This is a genomic window from Nostoc sp. CCY0012, from assembly GCF_963920855.1.
In the GTDB taxonomy this organism is placed as follows: Bacteria; Cyanobacteriota; Cyanobacteriia; order Cyanobacteriales; family Nostocaceae; genus Cyanocohniella.
The window spans coordinates 24,795-46,610 of record NZ_CAWUDM010000009.1 but is presented as its reverse complement, the minus strand read 5'-3'; the positions used below and the strand labels follow the sequence as shown (position 1 = coordinate 46,610).

Genomic DNA, 21,816 nt, shown 5'->3' with positions numbered 1-21,816 from the left:
TTAGCTTGTTTTCAGATCAGGAAACAGGAACAGAAAACGGCATCATTACCGGAGTCATTTTCTTGAGTACTCGTTTACCGCAGCAGGATTTAACTAAAAAGCAAATATAGCTTAGTTAAAAATGAATATTATTTGTTTGAACGCAAAGCAAAAAGAAAAATTACAATTTCTTCTTGATGGCTCTATTTAGAAATTTTGTGGTGAATGCCGCTAATGTAGAAAAGCTGTTACAGGCAGCATCAGTCATCTTCCCAGGTTTCACTACTCAAAAGGTCAATAATTCGATCCCTGAGCAAAAATTCGTTCTTTTCTAGCTCAATCTCAAACAAGAGCCAGTCACGATGAGGAATATATCTACATAGAGAATAAATTGGCTGTTGACGGTCAATCAGTCCCTTATTGACTAGCTGCCGTGCTTCTTCCTTAATAACCCCAATATCATATCTAACAGCAGTATCCATAGATTGTTCCTTTCTGTTTAATCAAGGAATTTTTATTCAAGACCAAATTTTTTTTGGCTCTATCTTAAACTTATCAAAAAAATTAGAGTAAATTGTGAAGAATAAAAACATCTAACACTTGTAAGAGCGATCGCCTGTCTCATCCCAAGTTGTCGTGACAAAAGCAAAGGTGTATTTTTATTGCAGCGTAGAAGCAATTATCTATCTTTACGCTTTGCTCACAATCGCATATCTCAACACAAATTGGTATCAGTCTTGAGATAGACACCCGCCAAAAATTTTAGGCAAAATCATTTTGCTGGCGTAAGTGCTGATATATCGGTATTTCTGCCTTTATCCTGGGTGTGTGGTGTATCTTCGATAAACCCCAAACTGGGATTGATACACTCATCAGTGACATTTATTTTCTGGAGAAATCAGACTATGTTTTTGAATATTGATAAAGTTCGCCCATATTTTCCGGCACTATCAGGAAAATGGACTTTTTTCGATAATGCTGGTGGGTCACAAACTCTCAAAAAGGTTGTAGATAGAATTAGCGAATTTCTCCTAACTACTGATGTTCAGTTGGGAGCTTCTTATGAAATTTCTCAACTAGCAGGAGAGCGAGTGGCGTTGGCTACTCAGGGAATGGCTACTTTAATTAACGCCAAATCACCAAAAGAAGTGGTTATGGGGCCATCCACTACTATGATGTTAAAAATTCTGGCACTTTGTCTGAGCCAAACATTCACACCTGGCGACGAAATTATAGTTACTAATTGCGACCATGAAGCAAATATTGGTGCTTGGGTGGCTCTAGAAAAACAAGGAATTAAAGTTAAATTTTGGCAAATTCGCCCAGAGACACTAGAACTTCATTTAGAAGATTTAGAAATGTTAATAAGTCGGCGCACAAAATTAGTAGCTTTGACTCATGCTTCTAATATTTTGGGAACTATCAACCCTATTAAAGAAATTGCAAAATTTGTGCATGAGCGGGGAGGCATGATTTGTGTAGATGGAGTAGCTTATGCTCCCCATAGATTAGTGGATGTGCAAGATTTAGATGTGGATTTTTATGCTTTGAGTTGCTATAAAGTTTATGGTTCTCATTGTGCTTTACTATATGGAAAAGAAGAACATTTATTAAGCATCCCTGGACTAAACCATTATTTTATTGAACAGACAGATATTCCTTATAAATTTCAGTTAGGTAATCTTAATTTTGAATTAACTTATGGGATGCTTGGTTTATGTGATTATTTAAGTGAATTAGCACAACTACATTATGGAAATGAAACTGCACCTGAATTAAGAAATCAAATGGTGCAAGTTTTTGATTTAATGAGTGTGCATGAAGAAAAAATTAGCGATCGCCTGCTAGTATACCTCAACAGTCAGCCGAAAATCCGCGTCATTGGCCAATCAATAGCTAATCGTGAATCGCGGGTACCTACCATATCTTTTGTAGTTGAGGGTGTTCATAGCTCGACTATCCCTGTAAAAATCGACCCCCATCATATTGGGATTCGCTACGGTGATTTTTATGCTAAACGGCTAATCGAATCTCTGGGATTAGCTAACCAAGGTGGTATTATCCGCGTGAGTATGGTGCATTACAACACAATAGAAGAAGTTGATGGGCTGATTAAGGCTTTTGAGCAAGTGATTTCCGGTTAGGAATGTGGATTTAATAAAATACAGAACCTCACCCCCAACCCCTCTCCTTACCAAGGAGAGGGGAGACTTTGACGCAAGTCAAAGGCGAGGTGAGGTCAAAAACTAGACTTGCATGTTATTTAATTCATGTTCCTTAAGAGAAATGTGGGGGGATGAGGAAGACAGATTTTGGTACAAGCCTAAATTATTTCCCACCTGCTTTTTCTTCCCCAATCCCCAGAGAAATTATTTCTTGGGTTTGCACTGCTGCTAACTGATTCGCTAGGCTATTGATATCCTTTTTCTTCTCAGGCGCGTTATGGATTTGGAAAGCAAAGCCACCGTCCCCACTGCTACGGATAATCTAGATTTTGCTCAACCAACTAATGCTCGTCAGCCATTGGAGTTACTACGAGATACTGAGGCTTTGCTACGTCGCCCTACTGTAGCAACATTGACACCAATATTACCACCCAAACTCAGTAACAAATTGCGCGTAGCTTCCAATGTGGCTGATGAATCTTTGCAGGAACTTGCAGAAATTAATTTAGAGCAAATTAGCGATTGGGAGCTTCGCCCTGCGCGGATTCTCATTGGTTTGAGCTTTGTAGGTTTTGGGGCGCTCATGATACTGGTGCTACTGCTTTACTTAAACACGTTAAATCCAGCACTAACTACCATTGAACAGATTCACCAATACTGGTATCAATATGCTTGGGTTGTCAGTTTGGGTGTCACGGGAATGTTTCTCCTCGGCCGAGAAGCGATGCGTCCCGTTTCTAAGGTGCGGAAATTTAAAAGGCGTTAAGCTTTTGCTGTTGTCGGAGTGGGTGAACTAACTTTTAAGCGTTTCAACATGGCTTCTCTCGCTTGTACAGCCAGAGTATCATCTAAAGGTTTTAAGGCGATCGCCTGCTGATACTTTAATCGCAATGCTGTTTGAATTAACCAGTCAGCTACGAAAGGATTTTTAGGTAATAAGGGGCCATGGGAATAAGTGGCGATCGCATGACGATAAAATGCTCCCTCTGTACCATCTTCACCATTATTGCCTAAGCCATACACCACACGTCCCAAGGCTTCTACTTTACCTAACTTGGTGCGTCCGCCGTGATTTTCAAAGCCCACTAAATAAGGTTTGCTTCCCGTCATCTCTTCTAGTTCCTGGGCTAGACGAGAGGCTGTAACTTCGATTACCAAGTTACCAATACAGCGTTTAGTATTTTCCCCAGGATGTACCGAAACTAAATCGAGGATGCCTAACCCTTCAATCCTTTGTCCCAAACCAGGTTCATAATAATGTCCCAGTAGTTGGGGAGAACCACAAGTAAAGACTCCTGGTGTCCCATTTTCAATTTTCTCACGCATGGCATCAGCTTTCGCACCCTGCAAATCGCGCATGACGATTTCTTGCTGGCGATCTTGTGCGCCACCACCAACTATGACATCTACAGTTTTAATATCAGCGGCTGTAGCATTTTGATCCAAGGCTACAACCTTCACATCGTATCCCCGCCACTGAGCGCGACGTTCTATAGTAATGACATTACCGCGATCGCCATAAGTACTCATCAGTGTGGGATACAGCCAACCAATAATTAATTCTAAATTTTCAGAACTCATACAATTTTCGATTTTAGATTGTTAGATTTTAGATTTTAGATTAATCCCACACATAAATTATGGGACTGCTCCCCTGCTCCCCTGCGTCTTCATCATGGCGCAATCACCCGATGCATATCCAAAACTGGAGGAGTAATTTCCGTTTGGGTAAGCATATCGTGAATTTGCCCTCGGTGATGGGTTTGATGGTTGAAAAAGTGTGCTAGCAACAAACTCACCGAATCGTTGTGAATTTTACCCTGATTATTTTTATAAATGATTTTTCCCTGCAAGAAATCAGCATCTAGGTTCCGAATAAATACTTCGATGCGTTCATCTTCTAAAACACGGGCTGCACATAGATCCTCAAAGTTATCATAGAGGATAGCATCAAGTCCTTGAGATGGCATCTGTTGACCTGTAAAGCGTCCCATCCAGATGCAGTCACCCAGCATAATATGATTTAAAGTGCCGTGAATACTTTTGAAAAATGCTGGTCGAGTCTGTTTGCGTTCGACATCTGAAAGCTGTGAACAAACTTTATACAAACGACCATTTGCTAAGGTATTGTACTGTGCCAACGTCTGGAAGTGTTCAATCAACATATCTCATATCTGAAAATTTTGTATTCTATGTAACAGTTTTTTTGTAACATTGTCACGATACTGTCAAAGTATCTAATGCTGTGCATTTAATTTACACATATTAAAATAACCAAAAAAATATTTTAGTAATATTTAATTTTCCCAGACAAGTATTGTGATTAAATGCTGATGCCAAATTTAAATGGAGATTATTTATGCAGGTTATCGAAGCTCCTAATATTACGGTGATTGCTTCTGAAAATGCAGTTCCTATTGCTCAATTGCCTCCTGTATGGCAAGATATTGCAGCAGGAATAGCAAATGTAGGACTTGATAACCCACAGAGTTATGTGGAAATGGCGCAGTTGTTCCAATATAAACTAGTGCATGGTGATGTAGATTTATTTCATGAACGCCCAGAATTAGGTAATTTAAAATCAGCATTTTCCCAGTTATTTGGCACATTAGCTATTGAGACTTTGGAATTTTATGGAAATGACTTTTTGATTGATAGCTATCCCAATTTTGACCAAATTATTCAAAATATTGCATTTCAGGGAACAGAGTATGCAGATGAGATCAGAGTAGCTCATATTGCCAAGGAACTGTTTGATGAATTTGGATATGAATTACCTGCTAGTTTCTATCATGTACATCTAGCTCCCATTTATCGAGATCATGTATTTGAAGAACGCGCCTTACGTTTTGATAAACGCGACATAGTACATAAGCGTTCTTGGGATGCTGTGTTACACGCAGGAAAAGTTTTTGCTATTCAAATGAAAGTGCAAAGCATCGCTTCTAAATACGGTTTTACCTATCATCACGGTTGCGGTTGTAATTCACATCTATCTTCTATTGATAAATCTCAGGGAGAATTTAGTTATGAATTAAGCCCTCAAAAGTATCAAAGATGGATTAGAAGTTTTGTTTGGACGGCTTGGTATGAATATGCCTTCTTTCCTATTGTCCCTAATACCAGTTATTTAGTTTAATAAAATGCTTCTAGGACTTACGCAACTGGCATATTATTTTAAGTTTGTAGTGAGTTAGCGCGGTCTACAGCCCTTCGGGCATCCTTCGGCGGGGGGTCTCCCCCATGAGCGACTAACGTTCGCGTCAGCGTGCCGGAGGCATCACTCGAAGAGTGAGGACTTTAGTCCTCTAGATAAGGGCTGTACTGCTTCGCAGAACCCGTAGGTTAGCCTTTACTACAAGCAAAAAATTTTTATTTTTGGTGACACTTGCGTAAGTCCTAAAAATTTAATGTAGTGGACTGGCACAGCTAAAATAGTGTATTAGATGTAGGTTGAGTTGACGTAAAAAACCCAACATTATCGGCAGCGTTGGGTTTCACTTCGTTCAACCCAACCTACAGTTTTTTTGCACTAATTTAGGCGTGTCAGTCCATTAGAGTTATGGGAGAGGGTTAGGGTTGATAGTCTGAGAATCTTCCGGGACAATCATGGGCAAAATCATGGGCAAGTCGGGGAATTAGCCAGTTAAACAGGCAGTTGGCACAGATAAAAAAATTCTCCAACCACAGGGTGAAAACAAATCCCCAATTTCATGGCATAAAACTCTTGAGTACAGATGATATATAGACAGCAGCATTGATCCCTGAAGATTGAATCATGACTAACATCACTTCTTGGCTAGAAAATTTTGCAGTACCATTGCCTATTTCCCAAGCAGCCCGCACCACAGCACAGTTATTTGCCGACCAACAGCCAACTTCAGCTAAGGCAGAACAAGTCCGGCTAAATACCTTAGCTGTATCAGTAGTCAATGACTACTTACAGATGATGGAAATTCCTACTGACCTCAGCAATAGTGATAGTTGGAATTTAATTGTACGACTCTGTGCCAATGTAGCTGACCTAGAAATACCCTCAGTTGGTCGTCTAGAATGTCGTCCTGTGAGGTTACATGAACAGGTGTGTACAATTCCCGCAGAAACTTGGGAAGAACGAGTAGGTTATGTAGTGGTGCAAATTGATGAATCGCTTCATGAAGCAAAGCTGCTGGGATTTATTAAAAATGCCACAACTGAGACATTTCCTTTAAATCAATTACAACCCCCAGAAACATTAATTGATTGTTTAGCAGAACTCAAAACATCCCCAGTTAAAACGCTGGTGAATTTGAGTCAGTGGTTTGTTGGTCAATGTGAAGCGGGTTGGCAAACTCTGGAATCTTTGTGGAATTCTCTAGGATCTATACCCGCCTATGGTTTTCGTAGTCCAGTAACGACGCAAAACACACCTCTTAACCAAGCGGAAACGGTTACCAGAAGGGCGAAACTAATGGACTTGGGTATTCAAATAGATAACCAACCCGTAATGTTGCTTATAGAAATCAACCCTGAGGCTAACCAACAAACCAGTATTCGTCTACAGTTACACGCCACAGGTAATCAAATTTATTTACCCGAAAACGTACAACTCACAGTTTTAGATCAATCGGGAGCAGTATTTTTAAAAGCGGCTGCTAGAAGTGCAGATAATTACATTCAATTGCAATTTAAAGGTGAAATTAAAGAACAATTTAGCGTTCAGGTATCATTCGATGATATGAGTATTACAGAAAACTTTATAATCTAAAACCAATATTGTAATTTTTTTAGATTTTAGAGAGATGAAATCGCCGTTATTGAGGCGTACACAGCGCAGCAGTTATTTTAAATTGTCAATTAAAATTTGACTGGGAGTGACACAACAGTCATGACGAAATTAGTAGTTTTAAAAATCGGAGATAGTAGTTTTGAGCAGGGGTTTACCGTCACTCTGCAAATAGGTGAAGAAGGCGATCGCCCCTTTACAGAAATTACGGGAAAACTGCCACCATGCCCAGAAATGCCGCTTTATTATGACCGTTGGCAATCTAGCTATTTACAATTGGGCAACCAATATCGCCTAGATGCTGCAAAAATACAGGTGACGAACGTGTCCATCACCCAGGATTGCCACAGTATGTCCCATATGTTACGGGCGCGTTTTAATACCTGGCTGCGTGCTGAAGAATTTCGCCCCCTCAGAGAAAAATGGCTCGAAAGATTGTCACCTACCGACGAAATCCGAGTAATTTTACAATCAGAAAATAGTCAATTGCAGAGATTACCTTGGCACTCGTGGGATTTACTAGACCGCTACCCCAAGGCAGAAATTGCTTTAGCATCGCCAACATACGAGTATATTATTCAGTCACTCGCCCCCAAACCAGTGGTGAATATTTTGGCGATTTTGGGTAGTAGTCAGGGCATTGATATCCAGGCTGATCAAGCTTTATTACAGAAATGTCCTCATGCCGATGTCAGCTTTTTAGTAGAACCACAACGCCAGGAATTAACCGATTATTTGTGGAAAAAAAACTGGGATATTCTGTTTTTTGCTGGGCATAGTTCTAGTCAACAGCATGATAGCTGTGGTCGCATTTACTTAAATAAAACTGATAGCCTCAGTATCGGCGAATTAAAATACGCCCTCCGAAAAGCCATTGAACGCGGCTTAAAATTGGCAATTTTCAACTCTTGTGATGGTTTAGGACTGGCGCGAGAACTTGCTGATTTGCACATTCCCCAAATGATTGTCATGCGCGAACCTGTGCCAGACCAAGTGGCCCAGCAATTCTTGAAATATTTTTTAGAAGGCTTTGCCAATGGAGAGTCTTTATATCAAGCAGTGCGACAAGGGCGAGAACGATTGCAGGGAATGGAAGATCGATTTCCTTGCGCCACTTGGCTACCAATAATTTGCCAAAATCCAGCACAGATACCACCCACTTGGCAAGATTTAATACAAATCCAAAAACCAGAACCAGATTTACATCAGTCATTTCGACCCAAAATTAACAAAGCTTTGTTATCCAGTTTGGCGGTTACTGCCTTAGTTTGTGGAATCAGGTGGTTAGGAATTTTGCAAAGTAGTGAATTACAAGCTTATAACCAAATGATGCGATCGCGTCCTGATGAAGGAACAGATCAAAGGTTACTAGTGGTGACAATTGATGATACCGATTTAATGAATCAACGACGCAATCAGGAGTTATTAAAAGGTACTTCTATTTCTGACACATATCTCGATAAATTACTCACAAAATTACAAGAGTATCAACCCCTAGCCATTGGGTTAGATATCTATCGTGATTTTCCTGCCGAAAACCCAGATTTAATTTCTCGTCTACAAAAAACTGATAACTTAATTGGTGTTTGTAAAGGTAGTGATATTACAGCCAATACCAAAGGTATTCAACCACCGCCAGAAATTCCCCTGCAACGCTTAGGATTCAGTGACTTTATTCACGATGCGGATGATGTGGTGCGGCGGCATTTGTTGTATATGAACCAAGAAACTGCATCTGTGTGTTCTGCAAGTTATGCACTGAGTACACAACTGGCGTTTCGTTATCTCTTATCTAAAGGAATTGAACCGAAGTTTACATCAACAGGAAATCTACAGCTAGATAAGACTGTTTTTAATCGCCTTTCATCCCGCGCTGGTGCTTATCAAGGTATTGACGCAAATGGTGGTCAAGTTTTACTTAACTACCGTTCCACAAAACAAATTGCCGAACAAATATCACTCACCCAACTATTATCTAATCCCATTAATCCCCAAGCAATTCAAAACCGGATTGTTTTAATTGGTGTAGTCGCCAAAGGAGATTTACCAGACTATTGGGCTACTCCCTATGGCACTCGGTTAGATGAGCAAATGTCAGGAGTATTGGTACATGCCCATAAAGTTAGCCAAATTCTCAGTGCTGTTTTAGATGGGCGACCCTTGCTGCGAGTTTGGTCACCTTGGTTAGAAGTGATTTGGATTGGGAGTTGGTCTGTAGTTGGTGGTGTACTTGCTTGGCAATGGCGTTTACTGCCTCGATTAGCTTTGGCTTTGGGTGTAGCTTCTGGTGTTTTGTATTTACTATGTTTTGGTCTTTTAATTGGAGGTCTTTGGGTACCATTTACCCCGTCAGTTTTATCTTTAGTAGCTACTGCTGGTGTGATATCAAAATTCACAATTAACCACAATCAAGAAACATAAATATAACTATGTTACACAAAGTAAAACTATTTTTAGTCTTAGCTTTTAGCTACACAGGTTTTGTCACTTCCCAGACTTTAAGTTTAGCAAGTCCAGCACCTACACATATTGCCCAAACTATTAACTTTATTCCGCCACCACCACCAGCAGATTCGCCACCTGGAGGACGTCGAGGTGGGGGAGCAAGACGCGATAATTGTCCCGCAGTCAAACCCGAACTCACTGCCCTGGTACCATTGAATCAGGAACCTCCTTCAGTGACAAATGTGTGGGGATTAGCTACAGAAACACATCCTACTTTCTGGTTTTATATGCCATATACCAAAGATGTTGATTACCCCACAGAATTTATTTTACAAGATGAAGATTTAAACCCAATTTATCAGCAAGCGATCGCCCTACCAGATCAACCAGGAATTATCAGTATTTCTCTACCTAGCAACACTCCTCCATTAGCTTTAGAAAAACGATATAGATGGTTTTTAACTATTAACTGTAATCAGCAAAAGCAATCTCCTCCCATATATGTAGAAGGGGTAATTAAACGCATTGACTTAAATCCGAATATTACCCAACAGATAAAAACAGCCACACCTTTACAACAGGTTGCTATATATGCCGAAAATGGCATTTGGCATGAAGCACTTACAACCTTAGCTAAATTGCGGCAGCAAAAACCTCAAGATGCCACACTTAAAACACAGTGGCGAGATTTACTCAACAGCATTGGCTTGGATGACATTACCGAAAAACCCATTCTTGAGGAAAAAAATTAGATAAAGGGGGACTTTAATTCTTGTTCCCCCCTTTTTCAAGGGGGGTTAGGGGGGATCGAAACACTATTAGGCAACTTGATACGACTTGTGTGTACACCGTAGGCCTCTTCGGTGAAATCTTCCTAATTTTTCTGCCTGGGATACCGGGGACGACAAGGACTTCCTAAGCAAACTTGTCCAGGTGGCATATTAGTAAAAACACTGCTGCGCGCCCCAATCACGGCATTAGAACCAATTTGTACACCCGGCCCCACAAAACAATCGGCTGCTACCCATGCACCATTACCAATAATGATACTGGCAGTTTTCAAACCAAAAGTCTCGTCATGGATATCATGATTACCAGTACACAGATAACTTTTCTGGGAAATTACGCAATTATTACCGATAGTAATTTCATCTAGACTGTATAAAACTACATCATCACCAATCCAACTGTAGTCACCAATGGTGATTTTCCAAGGGTAAGTAAAACGGGCAGTAGGTCGAATTAAGACACCTTGGCCAATGTTAGCGCCAAATAGACGCAAAATTGCACAACGCAGTCCACTAAAAGGATGAGGAGTCAGAGGAAAAGCGATCGCCTGTACAAACCACCACCACAAAATATACCAACCAGGTCGTCCCCGATCAAACCACGATTGGTCATACTTACGTAAATCTACAAAAGATTCGTCATTAATCATTGGTCATTTTTTTAACATAAAATTATGGTTTCTTATTTGGGGATATTAATCCTTGAATAGCCGCATTTAAGTAACCTATTTGACCATAAGCATAAACAAGATTATCAAAGCGTTCTGCTGGATGCGAAAAATATTGTAATGCCTTATATAAACCCCGTAGCAGTCGCTCACTACCCCGTTGCAACTGACCAATATCGGCTTTACCAGCTAGTTGTTCCCGATAGCATTCACTTATACCTTGCCACCAGCCTCGATTTAAAAACCAGGAGCGGTTAACACGTTCTGGAGCAACATTATGAGCTACTAAAGCATCGGGAAGGTATGCGACTTGCCAACCCCGTTGGAGGGCTAATTCTGTCATTTGCAATTCTTCATTAGATAATAAGTTTTTCCCGACTCTACCGAGATGGGGATCAAAACCACCAATTTCTTCTAAGAAACTGCGGCGGATGGAGTAATTCAACCCTCTGGGAGTCAAACCTGGTTTCTCAATGTAGATCATACTGTCGCCCAAGTCGTATGCGCCTAAATTGCTAGCTAACCCAGTAGATAGCCACTGTGGTGGTTGGATATCTGGAGGCCATAAAAGAGTAACTTTGCCACCGGCGATGGCCAGTTGAGAATTATGCTCATAGGCAGCATACAAGACTTGCAGCCAAGAAGTACTGGCAACGGCATCGTCATCTAAATAAGCCAAAATTTCCGCCCTAGCAACTTTGGCACCAGTGTTACGGGCCACCGATAACCCAAGGGTGGGTTCAAAGAAGTACTTGACACGGGTATCGCCAAGTCTTTGTTCTACAACTTCACGAGTGCGATCGCTAGATCCATTATCTATGACCACAACTTCAAACTCAGCGGCAAAATCTTGTGCCAACAAGCTATCAATCGCGGCGCCTAAATAGGTATCTCGATTATGAGTGCAGATAATGGCAGAGATTTGGGTGTCGGGCATAGGACGGATGGTAAATTCGTTGGTTTTTGAGTTATTTCGGAAATAATCGGCTAAACTTCAAGTTTGCTGGATATTGCTATGTAAGACTACCAAAGTTTCAGCCAATTGACTAAGACGGGTTTCTAAATATTGCTTGCGTCCCAAAAGTTGACGTAACTTTTGATGCCGGGCAATGGCCATACTGACAATGGGTAATTGTTCTGGGGGACAGGGACGTGACCAGACTTTACCCGCAGCATCTAAACCACAAAGACGATAACCAGTAAGGGCAGATTTATAAGACACTTTGCCACTAGTTGTACAAATTTCTTCTACATAATCCATCAAACGGTCAACTTCCGCGTGGCGTAATGTAGCAGTTCCGCCCTGTTCTAGTTCCTTATTCTTATCCTTAATATTAATATTGGATTCTAACCAGCCATTAACTATGGGGCCTTCTAAATAAATATCTTGAATTTGCTGCATGATTGTCTGTAGTTCTATCTGCCAACCTGCAACATGTTCTTGAATTTCTTGTAAGATATTCATTGCTAGTGCCGGATTAGCACCGTGGCGATGGCTACTGAAGCTAGGATTTTTGAACTTGGGTAAGCTCGGTGTTTTACCATCTATTTCTTGTGCTGGGAATGTCTGCACAGATTGATGTTGCGGAAATAAATTTTGCTCTACCCCATGCCCACTTTGGTATTCTGTATCCAGTTCAGTTGTCTGTTTCTCAGATGATGTCTGAGTAACTGCTGTAGATTCTGTGGCGCCAACACTAATCCTAAAGGAGAAAGACTGCTTGATGGGATCGCCGCCTTCAGTGGGGACAGTACTACGATTCCCTAAATCATGTAAAGTTGCTTCAATTCGCTTTAAACCTGTTTTCATAACAATATCCTGATGTTTGCTGTCCCCAAAGGTGTGGTATGGGGTTGTTGGGATTTATCGCTTTTGCCAATTTTGGCATAAATAATCTGATGATGGTGCTAATTTTATCTCGTTAAAGTTATTAGTCTCAACAGTCTCAAGAAGGAACAAGTTTTGGGTAAAGTTATTTTAGTCACAGGCCCCGCCAGATCTGGTAAAAGTGAATGGGCAGAAACTTTGGCGATACAGTCAGCAAAAGCTGTTGTTTACGTGGCCACATCTACGGAAAACCCCAGTGATGCCGAGTGGCAAAAGCGCATTCAACAACACCAAGAACGCCGTCCTCAGGATTGGGTGACACTGTTAGTACCTGTGGAATTATCTGCTACCCTTGCTGATGCCAAGCCTAATAGCTGCCTTGTAGTTGATTCTTTGGGAACTTGGGTAGCTAATGTTTTAGAACAAGATGAAGATATTTGGAAAAATACTCTGGCAGAGTTCTTGGAGACAGTGCAATTAGTGGCTGCTGATATGATATTTGTCGCCGAAGAAACAGGTTGGGGCGTAGTTCCAGCTTATCCTCTAGGCCGGGAGTTTCGCGATCGCTTGGGTACTTTAGTCCGCCAGTTAGGTAGGTTGTGCGAATCTGTTTATTTAGTGACTGGTGGTCATGTTTTAAATATCAGTGTTTTAGGCGCACCCTTACCCGCACCCAAAATTTAATTTAAAATTAGGTATTCAACCAAAAAAATAGTCTGGCAAAACTTTAGAATTGTGGTATGGCAACCAAACAAGAAGTTAAACAGTATTTAGCCTACTGGTTTCAGTTAGGTAAAAAAGTGGTTACGAGCAATGGGAAGGAAAGCTTTTTGCCCCAACCAGTGCTACAAGGCGATCGCTATAGTGCAGAATTTGAAGAATGTTGGCAAAAGATTCTCTCACAACCCACAGGTGATTCCTACCTAGAAGGTACTCATGAAACCATTCACGAACTGCTAACCCCTGCTTGGGAAATGTCCCCTTGTGGTCGTTGTGATATGCCAGTACCTATCCGCACCTTGGGGATGCCAGCTTTGTCTTGTCCCTGCAATAATTTACCCAACTGGCCTAATACCGAACTCCCATCCCCACGTTCCCCCATCAGTAACGAAGAGCAATTGAGGGTCATTCGGGCAAGGTTGCAAAATGCTCATAAGATTTCAGCAACCTCTAAGGAACATGAATTAAATAACATACAAGTCTAGTTTTTGACCTCACCCCGCCTTTGACTTGCGTCAAAGTCTCCCCTCTCCTTACCAAGGAGAGGGGTTGGGGGTGAGGTTTTGTATTTTATTAAATCCACATTCCTAAGTAGGCTTTTGAATCTCATCTAAGTGGAGCGCCTAACTTAGAACTAGAAGTCATGAGTATTCAGCTTGCAGTCAAAAAAACACATACATTTTCTGGAAAAACGCGGTTTTGGGCAAAGTCTCAGACGGCGTTTTTTGCTTTTTCTCCCCGCAGAACTGGAGATTCAATATTCGGGAAGGACTATTACTACCTGTTGCTTGCTGTTAGGCATAGGGCTTGTTGAAATCAGTAACCTCCCTAGGATAATGATTACGTTTTGTTACTAGTAATTGGCGAATCGATGATTAATGACATTATGATTAATCATTTTCATGGAAAAAATACTCAAAAATTGTTGATTTAATCCTTCATATTCATTTACAAACAGTGTCTTAAGAAGGTATTAAATTCTTCAAATTCGGTTGATATAATTTAAATTGTATAGCATGATGCAATTATCGCTTTACTATCTAAATATTTCCCGGATTTAATTTAATAACGCAACTGAAATTTGTTGGCTGTTGTTTATTTGCTCGCGGTAACAATTTGTTAAAAATCATAATTTTTCCGGAATAGATTGCTGTGACTGTGTGGTGAAACAACATAGCTCAAGTTCAAAATTTAGTTCCTTGGAAATAGATGAAATCAAGGAATATTGCGTATTTATATGGCCTTGATTTTCCAATTGACAGAAAAAAGAAAAATTATCAGGAGATATAGTCATGTTTGGAATCCCGTGGCATAAACTACCGACTCCTCTGGCACTTTTAAAATTAGTTCAATTCCGTGGCAAGCTACGTAAAGACAACCTCCACGATACGGCACAATTACCCGACACTAGCAAGTTAGCCCAGCCTACTCCTAGTCCCGACGGCAAGCATTTGAAGGTACGCACAGCAGATGGCAGCTATAACGACCTCCAGAAACCAGAAATGGGTATGGCAGGAACTCGATTTGGGCGCAATGTGCCACTGCAAGATGCCAAAGCAAATGAAAAAGATTTACTCACACCCAACCCCCGGACTGTCAGCCGAGTTTTATTAGCACGCGATGAATTTCAACCCGCGACAATTTTGAATTTGATGGCTGCTTCCTGGATTCAATTTCAGACTCATGATTGGTTCAGTCATGGTAATAATCAGCCGAATAAAAAAATTGATATTCCGGTAGAAAAGGATGACCCCTGGTCAGAAGAACATGGGGAAATGCCAGTTAAGAAAACTTTAGATGACACGACTCGCACAGGAGATACAAAAAACCCTGCCAGTTTTATTAATGAAGTGACTCACTGGTGGGATGCTTCGCAAGTTTATGGCAGTAACCAAGAAACAATTGATAAACTGCGTTCCCATGTTGACGGTAAATTACGTGTTAGTGACAATGGCTTATTACCCACAGAAAATGGCATTGAAGAACAAGTAGGCTTTGCTGGTGCTTGGTGGATAGGACTCAGCATGTTGCATACTTTGTTTGTCAAAGAACATAACCATATCTGCGAGCAATTACAGAAAATATATCCAGAGTGGACAGATGACGAATTATTCGACCATGCGCGACTAATTAACGCTGCTTTGATGGCGAAAATTCATACCGTCGAATGGACTCCAGCTATCCTTCCCCATCCAGCTACAGACATAGCCTTAAATGCCAACTGGTGGGGGTTACTGGGACAAGATGTTAAACGACGCTGGGGACGAATTGGTGATAGTGAATTGTTGAGTGGGATTGTTGGTTCAGCCACCGATCATCATGCTGCACCTTATTATCTCACCGAAGAATTTGTCTCTGTATATCGGATGCATCCATTAATTCCCGATGATTTGGAGTTTCATGCAGTCAGCGACGGTAAGTTAATCAATACCAAAGAATTTCCCGAAGTAGCTGGTAAGAACACTCGCAAATTTCTAGAAGAAATGCAGATGGAGGATTTATTTTACTCCTTTGGTGTTAGTTACCCCGGTGCTGTGCGGTTACATAACTATCCCCGCTTTTTGCGACAACTGTCGGGAGATTTGTTAGGAGACGACACAAAAGCCTTTGATTTAGCCGCTATTGATATTTTGCGGGATAGAGAAAGAGGCGTTCCTCGCTATAATCGCTTCCGGGAATTGTTAGGTCGTGGTAAGGTCAAATCTTTTGACGAAATTACCACTAACCCACAATGGGTTAAGGAACTCAAAGAAGTTTATAACAACGATATTGACAGTGTAGATCTGATGGTGGGTTTATTTGCTGAAGATCTACCAGACGGCTTTGGTTTTAGTGATACAGCATTTCGGGTGTTTATCTTAATGGCATCCCGACGTTTAAAGAGCGATCGCTTCTTTACGAAGGATTATACAGCTGAGGTTTACACTCAATTTGGCTTGGATTGGATTGACAACAATACTATTTTGACAATTCTCCGTCGTCACTATCCGCAGTTAGCGCCAGCTTTGCTTGGTGTGAGTAATGGTTTTGCCCCTTGGAGAAAGGTACGTTAACAAGACTGCGGTAGGGAGTGGGGAGTGGGGAGTGGAGAGTAGGGAGTAGTGGAAGAGTTTTTTTGTTTTTCACATTTATTAGGACTTACGCACAAATTACGGAATATCGTTCGCTATTCTTAAGGCTGACTTTTCACGTCATGTGGAAAATTTCACGGAAAATCTAACTTCCAAATCAGAAATTTCAAGTCTCTAATTCAAAGTCTCTCTCCTCGCAGGAGAGAGATTTAGAGAGAGGTTTTCCAGATATCGTGAAAAGTTAGATTCTTAAGGAGATGAAAAGATTGATGTGTGGAATTAATCCAAAATCCAAAATCTAAAATCCAAAATTGTCATCAGGGAGGATAGTATGCAACATTTAGCAGAGATTCAGCAATTTTGGTATCATGCCCAAGATTTGGGTGTCTTACCCGAAGATTATCAATCATGGTCAGCCGAAAAAAAACAAGATTATTTATGGAATGAAAGAATCCTCAAATCTCGCTATGAGCAACTTCCTCCCCTAAAAAAAATTGATATTATTGGTTTATTTTTGACTGCGCTGAAAGCGAAAATGGATCGTCAAGAAGATGAAGTACCTATTAATTGGAAAAAGGCGATTCATGCTCATGGTAGTGTGGCAAAACTTAAGTTTATTCCGACAAATAATACACCATTTACAGGATTGTTTAAAAAAGCAGATTATGGACTTTTACGCTTATCTGTAACAGGAGATCCAGCCGACCGAGGTTTTGCACCAGGTCTGGCTATGAAGTTATTTGTCGATGCTAAACCATCAGCTAATTTTTCTGCTTTAGTATCTTTAGTGGGGCAAGAGCAAAATTATAATTTTTTTGCCAATGAACTATCTAATATAGTGCCAGTGGTGAAGAGTTTTGGCCCTGTTATTATCAACTTAATTTTTAGTCGCGTGACGCGGTATCCGACAAAGCTTTATTTAGAGCAGTTAGGAGAAATAAACCAGCAGGGACAACCAGAAGGTCAGGCTTATTACCCGGCGCAGATTTTTCTGGTTCCTCATCCTGATTTGCAGTTTCCTGAAAGTCCTCCCCATGATTTTAGAACCGACTTAGCAACAATTTCTAGTGGCACAGTTTTATATTCTGTTTATGGAGTGAAACCGGAAGAAGTTGCAGATAATAAGTTGAGTCAAGGGGAAATTCGTGAGCGATCGCAATTAATTGGACATATTGAAACTACATCGGAATTTGTCTCTTCATTTTACGGTGATAGTCAGCTATTTTTTAGACATCAGCGTTTTCGTAATCGTTAATATAGCAGGGAGTGGGGAGTGGGGAGTAGGGAGTAGGGAGTGGGGAAAACTTTTTGATTTTGTACTAAGGCTGTTCATCAATCAAATAGGAATCCTACTATATATCATTTCTTAATCTACAGAGGTACAAATTCATCGGCGTTTATCTGGGTTCATCTTATTCTATCGGCAGTTAATTCTTTTTTGTTGTACCTCACAAAATGAAAGAATTTTCTTCAAAAAACCACAGAGTCACAGAGGACACAGAGAATGAATAATAAAGAAGCTGAGTATGATTATATTGTTGTTGGTTCGGGTGCTGGTGGTGGCCCTTTAGCGGCAAATTTAGCTAAAGCAGGTTATAAGGTTTTATTGTTGGAAGCAGGTGGTGATCCTTTGCGTGATGAGGGAGAAACTCAAGACAAGGAACGTTACACTTACTCAGTACCAGCATTGCACGCACGAGCCACAGAAGACGAAGATTTACGTTGGGATTTCTTTGTCAAACACTATTCTGATGAGACACAGCAACGGCGTGATTCTAAGTTTAGCCCGGAGCATCAAGGAATTTTGTATCCACGGGCGGGGACTCTGGGGGGATGTACGGCTCACAATGCCATGATTACGGTGTATCCCCACAATAGTGACTGGGACAAAATCGCGGAAATTACCGGGGATGCTTCCTGGAACAGCGATCATATGCGGAAATATTTTGAAAAGTTGGAACGCTGTAATTATCTTGACCGCCCGATTAATCCCAATGGTAATCCGAGTAGGCACGGCTTTGATGGTTGGCTGACAACTAATTTAGCAGATCCCAAGTTAGTAGTGCGCGATCGCCAACTCTTAAAAGTGATTTTAAAATCGGCTTTGCAAGCTTTGGGGGAACAAGGTAAAAGTTTACTGCAAATTATTAAGGTAGTTTTCAAGAGTTTTTTGGCTAATGTTTTAAATTTAGTCAAATTAGGACAGGGTGATCCTTTAGAGTTCATCGACCAACTGTTAGACCCCAATGATTGGCGAGTTGTCAAAAGTAGTGGTCAAGGTGTGTTTTCTGTACCACTAGCTGTGAAAGACGGTAAGCGGACGGGAACGCGAGAATATATCCGCGAAGTCGAACGCCAGTATCCTGACCGATTAATTGTCAAAACTCATGCTTTGGTGACTAAGGTAGTTCTGGATGAGCAAAATCAGGCGATCGCAGTGGAGTATCTTGAAGGTAAACACCTCTATCGTGCTGACCCGAGAGCAAATCAAACTGATAACTCTCAAGTTAAACACACAGTTCCGGTAAAAAGAGAAATCATCCTCGCTGGGGGTGCTTTCAATACTCCTCAATTACTTAAGTTATCGGGAATTGGCCCCAAAGAAGAATTATCACAGTTAGGAATAGAAGTGCGGGTAGATTTACCTGGGGTGGGTGCAAATTTACAAGATCGTTACGAAGTGGGTGTAGTCAATGAAATGAATGAAAACTTTACCATTCTGGATAATTGTACATTCACAGAACCCCAACCAGAGCAGCAAATTACTGATTCTTGTTTATTAGAATGGAATCGTTCTAAAACAGGTGTCTACACTACTAATGGCGCGGTATTAGGTATTATCAAAAAATCACACCGCGAACGACCAGAACCAGACTTATTTATTTTTGGTTTACCTGCTTACTTTAAAGGTTATTTTCTCAAATATTCTGAAGAAATTGCCACCAATAAAAACTTATTTACTTGGGCAGTACTGAAAGCCCATACCAACAATACCGCTGGTACAGTCACCTTGAAAAGTGCAGATCCGCAAGATGTACCAGAAATCAATTTTCGCTACTTTGATGAAGGAAATGATATTAATGAAGAAGACTTATTATCTGTAGTCGAAGGCGTAGAATTTGTCAGACGCATGACCCAACGTACTCGCTTGTTTAAAAAATCAGAAATGCTCCCAGGAAAAAGTATAGATGAACCGCAAAAAATTAAGCAGTTTATCAAAGATGAAGCCTGGGGACATCATGCTTGCGGTACTTGTAAAATTGGTCGCCCTGAAGACAAAATGGCAGTTCTAGATAGCGAATTTCGCGTATACGGCACACAAAATTTACGTGTGGTAGATGCATCAGTATTTCCTTTCATTCCTGGCTTTTTTATAGTGACCTCCATATACATGATTAGTGAAAAAGCTAGCGATGTAATTTTGCAACACGCGGCCACTCATCCAGTTGCTTTATAAAGTAAAGCTAAACTCTCTATATTTCATATCTTTATGTACTTTGCGTTCTTTAAGGAACAAAAAAATGGCAGAAAAACACCCACCTTTTGAGATTGGTTTAGTCATGGCTGGCGCTGTCTCTGCTGGTGCTTATACCTCTGGTGTCATTGACTTTTTATTTGAAGCATTAGATCAGTGGTATCTGCAAAAAAATTCACAGCAGCAGCAGTATGGTGATGATTTTGCCCAATGGGAAATTCCCCCACATGATGTTTTAATTAAAGCTATGTCGGGAGCATCAGCTGGTGCGATTGTCGCTTCTCTGACGGCATCTTCATTGTATGGTGAAATGGTTCCTGTAATTGAAGATCCAAAAAGTCAATCAGTCAAGAATCAACTATATACAAGTTGGGTACAAAGAATTGATATTTCTCATTTTTTAAAAGCACATGATTTGGAAAATCCCCAATCCCCAGTGTTGTCATTTCTCGATTCCACCATTTTGAAAGATATTGCTCAAGACGTTCTCAAGCGGGAACCTCTGCGTGCGCCAAGACCTTACATTGCCGATCCTTTACAGATTTATTTGTGTGTTACCAACCTGCGTGGTGTTCCTTATGTAATTCAGGCGCAAACAGCCAACGCCAACATTCCAGGACATCTGATGATTAAACATGCCGATTTTATGCACTTTACTATAGGGCAGAATCGGACAACAGCAAACGGTGCGATCGCTCTCAATCCCGATAAAAGTGACACTGATAATTGGCAATTACTGATTAATGCTGCATTAGCCAGTAGTGCCTTTCCCATCGGGTTAGCTCCTCAAGAACTAGAAAGAGATAGTATTAATTATTACGATAATCGTCTGTGGGAAATGCTGCTTTGTGGTGGGGATGCAAATCAACCTTCCAAGTCTGGTTTTCGCACCATCATTCCTAAAAAAGATTTAGTTAGTGAAGTCCCTTATAAGTTTACAAGTGTGGATGGCGGCATTATTAGCAATGAACCCATAGAACTTGTTCGTGCTGCACTCAGAGGTAATGAACAACGTAATCCGCAGGATGCACGGCAAGCAAAACGCGCAACTTTGTTGATAGATCCATTTCCCAATGATGTGAATGCAGTTAATCCCGACAATCATCTACTCGGCTTAGTGTCGCGGATGTTTAGGAGTTTGGTTAACCAAGTAAGATTCAAGCCTGATGAGTTAGTTTTAGCGATGGAGGAAGATATTTATAGCCGCTTTTTAATAGCTCCAGAACGCAGTGATCGGCCTGTTGACAAACCGTTAGCGTGTGGTAGCGTTAATGCCTTTGGCGGTTTTCTTTCACGGGAATTTCGACATCATGATTATATACTTGGTCGTCGTAATTGTCAAAGATTTTTACAGAAGCATTTTGTGTTATCTGCTGATAATCCATTATTTAATTCTTGGTCTGAATCACTGAAAAATAATCCCCAATGGCAAGTGCAAAAAGCAGGGGAAACAGATATTTTTTTGCCAATAATTCCTCTTGTTGGTTCAGCTACAAAGGTAATTAATTTACCACCTTGGCCTCAATATCGTCACGACAATTTAAGAGTTCTAGAACAACAAATTGAAAAACGAATGCAGGTGATTATCCCGCGCCTGATTAATTTATCCATTAATGACGGATTCACCCGTAATGTGCTTAATTTTCTCTGGTTTATGAAACGTGGACGTTTAGTAAATACAATTAAATCTCAAATAGAGGCAAATTTGCGGAAATACGGTCAGTTGTAGGGAATAACAGCATATCATTAAAAGCTTGCTGAAACGGAATAAATCGAGTTTGAAAGAGTATATTGAAAACCGCCCCAGGTAAACCTAGAGCAGTTTCATAATGTAAGATGGCAAAATTTATACTTTGGAAAACAACTAAATATTAGCAGAGTATTGGGATGGTAATGTGGCAATTAAGTAGAA

18 protein-coding genes are annotated in these 21,816 nt (G+C 40.7%); 12 read left to right on the top strand and 6 right to left on the bottom strand.

The window, feature by feature from the left end; all coding sequences use genetic code 11:
• Positions 1–239: 239 nt before the first annotated feature.
• Positions 240–461: a DUF4327 family protein gene (locus ACM0OS_RS03960; protein ID WP_414541858.1), complete on the bottom strand. Its 222-nt coding sequence runs from the start codon at positions 459–461 to the stop codon at positions 240–242.
• A 423-nt stretch (positions 462–884) separates the two neighbouring features.
• On the opposite strand from ACM0OS_RS03960, the gene ACM0OS_RS03955 reads away from it, so the two are divergent.
• Together ACM0OS_RS03955 and ACM0OS_RS03950 are read left to right on the top strand one after the other, a co-directional pair.
• Positions 885–2,123, top strand: coding sequence for a cysteine desulfurase-like protein (locus ACM0OS_RS03955; protein WP_414541857.1), 1,239 nt, complete (start codon positions 885–887; stop codon positions 2,121–2,123).
• 298 nt (positions 2,124–2,421) lie between these two features.
• Entirely contained in the window at positions 2,422–2,910 is a 489-nt protein-coding gene (locus tag ACM0OS_RS03950) for a hypothetical protein (RefSeq protein WP_414541856.1), read from the top strand.
• Here ACM0OS_RS03950 and ACM0OS_RS03945 read toward each other — a convergent pair.
• Positions 2,907–3,725, bottom strand: a complete 819-nt coding sequence (locus ACM0OS_RS03945) for a type 1 glutamine amidotransferase (protein ID WP_414541855.1) — start codon at positions 3,723–3,725, stop codon at positions 2,907–2,909. The two genes, ACM0OS_RS03950 and ACM0OS_RS03945, sit on opposite strands and share 4 nt — an antisense overlap.
• A 92-nt stretch (positions 3,726–3,817) precedes the next feature.
• Positions 3,818–4,309 carry a DinB family protein gene (locus ACM0OS_RS03940; RefSeq protein WP_414541854.1) on the bottom strand — a complete coding sequence of 164 codons (492 nt, stop codon included), beginning with the start codon at positions 4,307–4,309 and terminating at the stop codon, positions 3,818–3,820.
• 194 nt (positions 4,310–4,503) lie between these two features.
• On the opposite strand from ACM0OS_RS03940, the gene ACM0OS_RS03935 reads away from it, so the two are divergent.
• The 4 genes from ACM0OS_RS03935 to ACM0OS_RS03920 all read left to right on the top strand — a co-directional run bounded on the left by ACM0OS_RS03935 (position 4,504) and on the right by ACM0OS_RS03920 (position 10,106).
• A complete protein-coding gene (locus tag ACM0OS_RS03935) occupies positions 4,504–5,283 on the top strand; it encodes a hypothetical protein (protein ID WP_414541853.1) in 780 nt (259 codons plus the stop codon).
• 639 nt (positions 5,284–5,922) lie between these two features.
• Positions 5,923–6,891, top strand: a complete 969-nt coding sequence (locus ACM0OS_RS03930) for a DUF1822 family protein (protein ID WP_414541852.1) — start codon at positions 5,923–5,925, stop codon at positions 6,889–6,891.
• 120 nt (positions 6,892–7,011) lie between these two features.
• On the top strand, positions 7,012–9,330 hold the full coding sequence (locus ACM0OS_RS03925; RefSeq protein WP_414541851.1) for a CHASE2 domain-containing protein: 2,319 nt from the start codon (positions 7,012–7,014) through the stop codon (positions 9,328–9,330).
• An 8-nt stretch (positions 9,331–9,338) separates the two neighbouring features.
• Positions 9,339–10,106 (top strand): DUF928 domain-containing protein, encoded by a 768-nt coding sequence (locus ACM0OS_RS03920; protein ID WP_414541850.1) that lies wholly within the window; start codon positions 9,339–9,341, stop codon positions 10,104–10,106.
• A gap of 122 nt (positions 10,107–10,228) precedes the next feature.
• On the opposite strand, the gene hpsU is transcribed toward ACM0OS_RS03920, so the two are convergent.
• From hpsU to ACM0OS_RS03905, 3 genes are read right to left on the bottom strand one after another with little or no spacing between them, the layout of a single operon-like run.
• Entirely contained in the window at positions 10,229–10,792 is a 564-nt protein-coding gene (gene hpsU / locus ACM0OS_RS03915) for a hormogonium polysaccharide biosynthesis acetyltransferase HpsU (protein ID WP_414541849.1), read from the bottom strand.
• A gap of 22 nt (positions 10,793–10,814) precedes the next feature.
• Complete coding sequence (locus ACM0OS_RS03910) at positions 10,815–11,747, bottom strand: glycosyltransferase (RefSeq protein WP_414541848.1); 933 nt, start codon at positions 11,745–11,747, stop codon at positions 10,815–10,817.
• Positions 11,748–11,804: 57 nt separating this feature from the next.
• Positions 11,805–12,620, bottom strand: a complete 816-nt coding sequence (locus ACM0OS_RS03905; protein ID WP_414541847.1) for a hypothetical protein — start codon at positions 12,618–12,620, stop codon at positions 11,805–11,807.
• A 153-nt stretch (positions 12,621–12,773) separates the two neighbouring features.
• Here ACM0OS_RS03905 and cobU point away from each other — a divergent pair, with 153 nt between their 5' ends.
• The 6 genes from cobU to ACM0OS_RS03875 all read left to right on the top strand — a co-directional run bounded on the left by cobU (position 12,774) and on the right by ACM0OS_RS03875 (position 21,633).
• On the top strand, positions 12,774–13,322 hold the full coding sequence (gene cobU, locus ACM0OS_RS03900; protein ID WP_414541846.1) for a bifunctional adenosylcobinamide kinase/adenosylcobinamide-phosphate guanylyltransferase: 549 nt from the start codon (positions 12,774–12,776) through the stop codon (positions 13,320–13,322).
• 56 nt (positions 13,323–13,378) lie between these two features.
• Positions 13,379–13,843 carry a hypothetical protein gene (locus ACM0OS_RS03895; RefSeq protein ID WP_414541845.1) on the top strand — a complete coding sequence of 155 codons (465 nt, stop codon included), beginning with the start codon at positions 13,379–13,381 and terminating at the stop codon, positions 13,841–13,843.
• An 807-nt stretch (positions 13,844–14,650) separates the two neighbouring features.
• The gene (locus ACM0OS_RS03890; protein ID WP_414541844.1) at positions 14,651–16,411 is read left to right on the top strand and encodes a peroxidase family protein; all 1,761 of its coding nucleotides are present in this window, start codon (positions 14,651–14,653) and stop codon (positions 16,409–16,411) included.
• A gap of 349 nt (positions 16,412–16,760) precedes the next feature.
• Entirely contained in the window at positions 16,761–17,684 is a 924-nt protein-coding gene (locus ACM0OS_RS03885) for a hypothetical protein (protein ID WP_414541843.1), read from the top strand.
• Positions 17,685–17,933: 249 nt separating this feature from the next.
• Positions 17,934–19,886, top strand: a complete 1,953-nt coding sequence (locus tag ACM0OS_RS03880; protein ID WP_414541842.1) for a GMC family oxidoreductase — start codon at positions 17,934–17,936, stop codon at positions 19,884–19,886.
• Between the two features lie 64 nt (positions 19,887–19,950).
• Positions 19,951–21,633 carry a patatin-like phospholipase family protein gene (locus ACM0OS_RS03875; protein WP_414541841.1) on the top strand — a complete coding sequence of 561 codons (1,683 nt, stop codon included), beginning with the start codon at positions 19,951–19,953 and terminating at the stop codon, positions 21,631–21,633.
• Positions 21,634–21,816: the final 183 nt, after the last annotated feature.

What these genes read in the sequence shown, in the direction of transcription:
- ACM0OS_RS03960 (WP_414541858.1), bottom strand. Translation starts at nt 461, where the DNA reads ATGGATACTGCTGTTAGATATGATATTGGGGTTATTAAGGAAGAAGCA.
- ACM0OS_RS03930 (WP_414541852.1), top strand. Translation starts at nt 5,923, where the DNA reads ATGACTAACATCACTTCTTGGCTAGAAAATTTTGCAGTACCATTGCCT.
- ACM0OS_RS03935 (WP_414541853.1), top strand. Translation starts at nt 4,504, where the DNA reads ATGCAGGTTATCGAAGCTCCTAATATTACGGTGATTGCTTCTGAAAAT.
- ACM0OS_RS03895 (WP_414541845.1), top strand. Translation starts at nt 13,379, where the DNA reads ATGGCAACCAAACAAGAAGTTAAACAGTATTTAGCCTACTGGTTTCAG.
- ACM0OS_RS03945 (WP_414541855.1), bottom strand. Translation starts at nt 3,725, where the DNA reads ATGAGTTCTGAAAATTTAGAATTAATTATTGGTTGGCTGTATCCCACA.
- ACM0OS_RS03885 (WP_414541843.1), top strand. Translation starts at nt 16,761, where the DNA reads ATGCAACATTTAGCAGAGATTCAGCAATTTTGGTATCATGCCCAAGAT.
- ACM0OS_RS03910 (WP_414541848.1), bottom strand. Translation starts at nt 11,747, where the DNA reads ATGCCCGACACCCAAATCTCTGCCATTATCTGCACTCATAATCGAGAT.
- ACM0OS_RS03920 (WP_414541850.1), top strand. Translation starts at nt 9,339, where the DNA reads ATGTTACACAAAGTAAAACTATTTTTAGTCTTAGCTTTTAGCTACACA.
- ACM0OS_RS03905 (WP_414541847.1), bottom strand. Translation starts at nt 12,620, where the DNA reads ATGAAAACAGGTTTAAAGCGAATTGAAGCAACTTTACATGATTTAGGG.
- ACM0OS_RS03925 (WP_414541851.1), top strand. Translation starts at nt 7,012, where the DNA reads ATGACGAAATTAGTAGTTTTAAAAATCGGAGATAGTAGTTTTGAGCAG.
- ACM0OS_RS03950 (WP_414541856.1), top strand. Translation starts at nt 2,422, where the DNA reads ATGGATTTGGAAAGCAAAGCCACCGTCCCCACTGCTACGGATAATCTA.
- ACM0OS_RS03940 (WP_414541854.1), bottom strand. Translation starts at nt 4,309, where the DNA reads ATGTTGATTGAACACTTCCAGACGTTGGCACAGTACAATACCTTAGCA.
- ACM0OS_RS03890 (WP_414541844.1), top strand. Translation starts at nt 14,651, where the DNA reads ATGTTTGGAATCCCGTGGCATAAACTACCGACTCCTCTGGCACTTTTA.
- ACM0OS_RS03880 (WP_414541842.1), top strand. Translation starts at nt 17,934, where the DNA reads ATGAATAATAAAGAAGCTGAGTATGATTATATTGTTGTTGGTTCGGGT.
- ACM0OS_RS03955 (WP_414541857.1), top strand. Translation starts at nt 885, where the DNA reads ATGTTTTTGAATATTGATAAAGTTCGCCCATATTTTCCGGCACTATCA.
- ACM0OS_RS03875 (WP_414541841.1), top strand. Translation starts at nt 19,951, where the DNA reads ATGGCAGAAAAACACCCACCTTTTGAGATTGGTTTAGTCATGGCTGGC.
- hpsU (WP_414541849.1), bottom strand. Translation starts at nt 10,792, where the DNA reads ATGATTAATGACGAATCTTTTGTAGATTTACGTAAGTATGACCAATCG.